Origin of the sequence: Robertmurraya beringensis, from assembly GCF_042433785.1 — a bacterium.
In the GTDB taxonomy this organism is placed as follows: domain Bacteria; phylum Bacillota; class Bacilli; order Bacillales; family Cytobacillaceae; genus Robertmurraya_A; species Robertmurraya_A beringensis.
In genome coordinates, this window is sequence record NZ_JBHLUU010000078.1 from 1 (window position 1) to 5,159 (window position 5,159).

At 36.6% G+C, this 5,159-nt stretch carries 6 protein-coding genes; 1 reads left to right on the forward strand and 5 read right to left on the reverse strand.

All coding sequences use genetic code 11. The features are described 5' to 3' along the window. Window positions 1-182 precede the first annotated feature (182 nt). Window positions 183-1,382 (reverse strand): niacin permease NiaP, encoded by a 1,200-nt coding sequence (locus ACFFHF_RS12170; RefSeq protein ID WP_340904049.1) that lies wholly within the window; start codon window positions 1,380-1,382, stop codon window positions 183-185. A 243-nt stretch (window positions 1,383-1,625) separates the two neighbouring features. Here ACFFHF_RS12170 and ACFFHF_RS12175 point away from each other — a divergent pair, with 243 nt between their 5' ends. Next, entirely contained in the window at window positions 1,626-2,381 is a 756-nt protein-coding gene (locus tag ACFFHF_RS12175; RefSeq protein ID WP_340904051.1) for a MerR family transcriptional regulator, read from the forward strand. 41 nt (window positions 2,382-2,422) lie between these two features. Here ACFFHF_RS12175 and ACFFHF_RS12180 read toward each other — a convergent pair whose 3' ends face one another. From ACFFHF_RS12180 to ACFFHF_RS12195, 4 genes are all read right to left on the reverse strand, one after another. Continuing rightward, window positions 2,423-2,935 carry a GNAT family N-acetyltransferase gene (locus tag ACFFHF_RS12180; protein ID WP_377058249.1) on the reverse strand — a complete coding sequence of 171 codons (513 nt, stop codon included), beginning with the start codon at window positions 2,933-2,935 and terminating at the stop codon, window positions 2,423-2,425. A gap of 79 nt (window positions 2,936-3,014) precedes the next feature. After that, a complete protein-coding gene (locus ACFFHF_RS12185; protein WP_340904054.1) occupies window positions 3,015-3,167 on the reverse strand; it encodes a hypothetical protein in 153 nt (50 codons plus the stop codon). Between the two features lie 127 nt (window positions 3,168-3,294). After that, window positions 3,295-4,218, reverse strand: a complete 924-nt coding sequence (locus tag ACFFHF_RS12190) for a GNAT family N-acetyltransferase (protein ID WP_340904055.1) — start codon at window positions 4,216-4,218, stop codon at window positions 3,295-3,297. A 337-nt stretch (window positions 4,219-4,555) separates the two neighbouring features. Continuing rightward, window positions 4,556-5,011: a hypothetical protein gene (locus ACFFHF_RS12195; protein ID WP_340904056.1), complete on the reverse strand. Its 456-nt coding sequence runs from the start codon at window positions 5,009-5,011 to the stop codon at window positions 4,556-4,558. Window positions 5,012-5,159 lie beyond the last annotated feature (148 nt).

Sequence of the window (5,159 nt, forward strand, 5' to 3'; positions counted from 1 at the left end):
ACCTAATTATAAGGGGTTTTTTTATACCCAAGAAGACTTGTATTTACCATATTTTCAATAAAATTACAGATACCTTTCCGTAAAAATGTCTTGACAAATTTAATTTAAATAAATGCAAAGCTAATGAATAAAAATGAAAAACCTGTCTCCATTTACTTTGGAAACAGGTTCTCGCGTAAGATTTATGTTAATTCAATTTGTTTTGTCTCTCTACCAAAGAACGCTAATACAACCACTCCCACAACGATACTAATACAGAATATCGTAAAAATAAAGCCGATAGAATAGCCTGCTGCAACTAGTGATCCAACCAATAATGGACCAAGGATACCACCCACACGACCGATCGAAGCGGCCATCCCAGAGCCTGTCCCACGAATCACAGCTGGATACTGTTCTGGGGTATATGCATATAATGCTCCCCATGCACCGAGGTTAAAGAACGATAATAGAATCCCCGCTGTCATTAAGATGGCAGTCGTCTCAGCATTACCGAACACTAGTGCCGAAGCTGCAGTTCCTAATAAATAGGTGACTAATACAAATTTGCGTCCTAGTTTTTCAATTAACCATGCCGCTGTATAGTAACCTGGAAGTTGAGCTAACGTCATGATAAGCACATATTCAAAGCTCTTAATCATGCTAAAACCCTTCATGACCATCACACTTGGTAACCATAAGAACATACCGTAATAAGAGAATACAACAGTAAACCAAACAACCCATAATACAAAGGTAGAACGTGAGTGATCTTTTGACCATACGTCTTGGATATTTTGAATCACCGTTCTTTTTTCTACCTTCTTTTTTGAAAATGCTGGTGAATCCGGTAAGTTTACTCGTAAATAAAGTGCGTAAAACGCTGGAATAGCACTAATAATCAAGGCAATTTTCCAACCATAGGATGGGATAATAAAGTACGAAATAAGTGCAGATAGAAGCCATCCAAATGCCCAAAAGCTCTCAAGGAGAACAACGACACGTCCACGATCTTTAGCTGGTACACTTTCAGAAACAAGTGTTGAGGCAACAGGTAATTCTCCTCCCAACCCCATTCCTACAAAGAATCGCAAAACGAGAAAAGCTGCTAAAGTGGTAGTAAAGGCTGAAGCTCCGCTCGCTAATGAAAATAATAGTAGAGTAATAATAAAAATATTCTTTCTTCCAATTCGATCTGCCCAAATACCAAAAACGAGAGCACCAACAGCCATCCCTATCGAGTTCACACTTCCAATCCAACCCATTTGTTCAGGAGTTAATCCCCAATCAGCATTTAGAGCTGCAATGATAAAAGAAAGCATACCAACATCCATCGCATCAAACATCCAACCAAGACCTGCGATGCTGAGTAATTTTTTTTGTGAAATTGCTTTATTTTCCATCTATGTAACCCTCCTCTTGTCTTGACATCTGTCATTACTAGATAACTATAGTCCTCGTAATAAAAAAAAACAAGTACATTTAATTACATATTGGATCATATTTTTATTATTTTTAACGATACTTACATTTCTATACGGTGAAGGTTTCAGGTATAGGGAGGCCAATTTCCCTTAATTTTTTTTCCCCTATTTACATTAACGCTACGTAAAGGTTTATATTGATTTTATCAGGAGGTGAAGCATATGGAATACACGGTTCAAAAACTCGGACAATTGGCTGGAATTAGTACGAGAACATTACGGTATTACGACCAAATCGGTCTTCTGCAACCAAGCAGGGTGAATTCTAATGGATATCGAATTTATGGGCAATCGGAGGTGAATCGCCTTCAGCAGATCCTATTTTATAAAGAGCTTGGAGTTAGCTTGGATATGATTAAAGAAATACTCTCCTCCTCTACGTTTGACGCAGAAACAGCGCTTAGAGAACATCGTTTAAAGCTAATTGAAAAGAAGCAACAAATTGAAACGTTAATTTGTAATGTGGAAAAGACTATTGCAGAATCTGAAGGGAGAATGACCATGTCAAATAAAGAGAAGTTTGAAGGATTTAAACAGAACTTACTTGCTGAAAATGAAAAGAAATACGGAAAAGAGATTCGTGAAAAGTATGGAAAAGAAACCGTAGAACAATCCAATGCCAAGTTAATGAACCTGTCTGAGGAGGACTATAAAAAGGTGACAACTTTAGAGCAACAAATAAGAGATGTTTTGGCTCAGGCTTTTACAAGTGGTGATCCCGCAGGTCCGCTTGCACAACAAGCAGCCGAGCTTCATAAGGAATGGCTTTGCTATTTTTGGCCATCGTACAGTAAAGAAGCACATGCTGGTCTTGCCCAAATGTACGTCGATGATGAAAGATTCACTGCCTACTACGATAAGGACCAACCTGGAACGACAGAGTTTTTACGTGATGCGATAGCCATTTATACAAAATAAGAGGAGGAGCGACTTGCCCCTCCTTTTTTTACAGCATGGACTTACCTTTCTATTAATAATTCAATCAACCAGCAATCACGAAACTCTCCTTCATGGAATTCATGCTTCGGAAGCAATTTTACTTTTTCAAATCCACATTTTTCGTAACATCTTATTGCCCTTTTATTACTAGCCTGTGGGTCCATTATGATTCTTGGAGCGCTCTTTTGCGTTGCTAAGTAATTAACCATTGTATGAATAAGAAGGGTTCCTATTCCTTTATTCCAGTAATCCGTTTCTCCAATAAATTGATCCATACCAAACGTCTTTACTTTCTCGTCTTCTACTGTATACGTTTGAATATATCCTATGGGCTTTTCTTCTAATGTAAAAATATATCGCGATAACCCTTCCTCTTCCAGAAAAAAAGTTTCCATTACTTTCTCTATTGTAAAAGGTTGATCTCTACCTTCGTAGTATTCTAGTACCGAAGGGTTTGAAAGCCATTTTGCTAAATGATTTGCATCTTCTTTCCTGAGCGATCGAATCGTTAGTTCAGCGTTTTTAATCTCCATCTTTTCCCCTCCCCCTTTAATCCACATATTACCATAACAAAAAACCAAATCTGACTTAAAAGATTTGGTTTTTGTTTTCTTACTTATTCTTTTTTGAAACTTGAGCTGGCTTCGGCAAATCGCTTTCAGTTACTCCAGTTAATGTCGTACGATTCATTTTGCTTGTGTCTTTACCAGCACCAGGTAATGTATTTGCCATTGGTAATTGCTCTAGTTCTTTTCCACTTGGCAAGTTTAACACCTCCCTCGTCATTATTAACATGCTCCTATTCTCTTCGGATACACAGTAAATGGAAATAATATTATCTGAAATTATATTAAAATTTATGAAAAAAGAATTAGCAACTGTCAGGCTGATTTTAAAGGTCGTATCCAAACTCAATAATGGTATAGAACATGCGATATCCAAGGGATTGGTATAGTGAAATCGCCTTTCGATTGTCTCCAAACACTCCTAATGTTGCTTCCGTTTTCCCTTTTTCCTTTAAAAAAGTTAATGCTTCAGTAATCAATGCCTTTGCTATCCCCATTCGTCTCCAATTAGGTAAAACAAAGATATTTTCAGTCGCACTTCTCTTTTCTCCGAGTCCCCATGTCATAACACTACCCACTACGTTTTGTCCATCAAATGCAGTAAATGTAGCCCATTCTGCCCCAGACTTTGTCCATTGAAGATGATTCAAGCTCCAACAAATCCCGTTCGGATCTCCAGCAGCCTCTGCACGCAAATAACTTTCCTGCTCTTCTTGAGATTCCATTTTCCAATTCATTACCCTAATATTTGCTGGTAGAGGATATGAAGGGATTGGTTCAGTTAAATCTCTTTTCATCACCAAATGATTTTCTTTCGCTATAAATCCTTTTGATAAATAAAAATCCATCTCCTCAAAATCATCAGAAGATATCGTATGTCTAAGGGTAATTTTTTTATTAGGGTATTGGCTTCGAATCATTTTAGCTCTAATCATAACTGCATCCATTAGCTCATTCACTGCCTCTTTTGGGACTGTTGTATTCTCATTTATCGCTAAGTCCATCTGTAGCTTAAATTCAAAGTCCAAAGATTTGTTCGGATCTTCGATTAAACCCCAAGACTGATCAGGTGCAATATGTGCGGAAGCGAAAACTTCTCCCTCTTCACTAACAGCACAGAAAATATTATCTGAAGTATAGTCCCCATTGTACCGATAAGCTAACATGGAAATAAAATCAAACTTGGCGATTTGATTGGCATCCTGTTCCTCAAAATTTCTAATTAAATAGGGCTTCTTCAATCTCTCCATATGTACATCCTTTCATCCCCCATCTTTATTTAGAATTATTCTCCATAACTAGGATAATTCCTCTATTTGACAATCTAACACCAAGTGTCCACCCGAGACGGACAAATTTCCCACTTTTGTCCACGGAGGGTGTCTGTCACCACATTCTTCTATAAATAAAAAAGGGCCCTCTTTGAAATAAGTAGTTCAGATAATGTGGAGAAAATCTAAAATAACAATGAATTTTTGGTATTAAAAACAGCATAATTCGTTCTGTAATTAGCACAAGTTTTAACACAAAAAACGCTTGGATTTACCAAGCGTTTTTTCATTGTTATTTCCTTATCTAAACTTCCTATTATTGAATGACGATATTTCCTACATATTGGGCAGTTCCTTTATCAGTAGGTAGGTCTAAAACAATCATAAACTCGCCTTTATCTTTCGGTAAGTTGAAATAAGGACCTGCATTATCCATTTCTAAATCTATTTTGTTTTCATTTTGCCAAAGCGAAATTTTCACATTTTTCTCGTCAAAATATCCATCTTGAAGGGAAAACTGAACTTTCTGCCCAGAATTAAAGTGCATTTTATTTTGCTTTTTTGCTAATGAAAGAATATCCTTCGTTTCCTTGTTGTATTTTTCATCAAAAGTCCAATTTATGTTTGCTTCTGCTAATTTTTCTTCTTGAGTAATATCCTCTGGATTTGTAAGTGAAGCAGTAGGGGGAGAAAAATCATATTCTTCTCCAATACATCCTGTTAATGAAACAACAAAAAACAATCCAAAAAGAAAGATACAAAATCTTTTCAAATAATTTCACCTCCATATATTTTTGCGTATTGTCAAAACTTTTATATTAAATAGGCTATAAAATACCTTGATAGAGGGCTTTTTGAGCAAAAAAATTGCCACCCCCTGAATTTTAGGAAATAGTGAGGTTACCACACCAAACACCAAC